Origin of the sequence: Maribellus maritimus (assembly GCF_022267315.1) — a bacterium.
GTDB lineage: Bacteria > Bacteroidota > Bacteroidia > Bacteroidales > Prolixibacteraceae > Draconibacterium > Draconibacterium maritimum.
The window spans coordinates 1-901 of sequence record NZ_JAIKLE010000151.1 but is presented as its reverse complement, the minus strand read 5'-3'; the positions used below and the strand labels follow the sequence as shown (position 1 = coordinate 901).

At 32.7% G+C, this 901-nt stretch carries 1 protein-coding gene; it reads left to right on the top strand.

Going from position 1 to position 901, the window contains the following annotated elements:
• Window positions 1-173 precede the first annotated feature (173 nt).
• Window positions 174-704: a hypothetical protein gene (locus K5G00_RS29475; RefSeq protein ID WP_238770228.1), complete on the top strand. Its 531-nt coding sequence runs from the start codon at window positions 174-176 to the stop codon at window positions 702-704.
• Window positions 705-901: the final 197 nt, after the last annotated feature.

The window sequence follows — 901 nt, the reverse complement described above, 5'->3', positions numbered from 1 at the left end:
GTGGTACGCCAACTGCGGATTCCCGTTTCGCAGTTCCGTGTCCTTCGGACAGGAACGCTCTCCGAAATCCGCCCCGACAACATGTACCAACCGTTGGGTTGCATACGATGAAAGAGACTCAAATTGACCGATTGACTCTGATATAAAAACAAAAGGCTTTTAATTAAAAAGAAATGAGTTTAGAAATAAAAAAACAAGAAAAATATTCAACATTGGTTATAAGACCTAATAATATTGTCTGGGGAATTGCTGGTTTTGTATCATTGATTTTTCTGGGATTTGTATACATTCTTGTTCAGACTATAATTCAAATGATTACTGGAGACATAAATGTTGTTTTTATACTTTTTATTGGACTTTTCTTTTGGGCTGCCTATTATAATTTTTTCAATTTCTATTATATGATATTAGGAAATGAAATAATTGAAATACATGATAATTATATTAAGCAGAAAAGAACTGTATGGAAAATAACTCACTCAAAGAAATATTTGAAATCCAGAATTACTAAAATAGAGCTAAATGATTCATCAAATAAATTTGGGGCAGTTGGTCTTGAAATGTTTGGATTATCAACTATTAATGTAACTTTCAAATATGGAAGTAAGAAAAAAGCAATAGGTAAACAGATTAATATGAAAGAAGCAAAATTAATTATTGGAGAATTAGAAAATAAAATGTACGCAACCCAACACGCGGTATAGTTAATAAGGGTTTCAAGGGTATTCGGGGTGTAGTAACCCGCTCCAAAATTTGCTGTAACTTGATAGGTAATAAGCCCGCAATCCCTTACTAACCATACCGCCACCGTTAGGTGCAATTTTAAATGAGAACAAATGCCAGATTGGGATAAAATAATATCAGAACATACAAATAAGGAACTTGATGAAATACTTCTGGA

Excerpts from the sequence above, each read along its gene's own strand:
- K5G00_RS29475 (WP_238770228.1), top strand. The coding sequence starts at position 174 with ATGAGTTTAGAAATAAAAAAACAAGAAAAATATTCAACATTGGTTATA.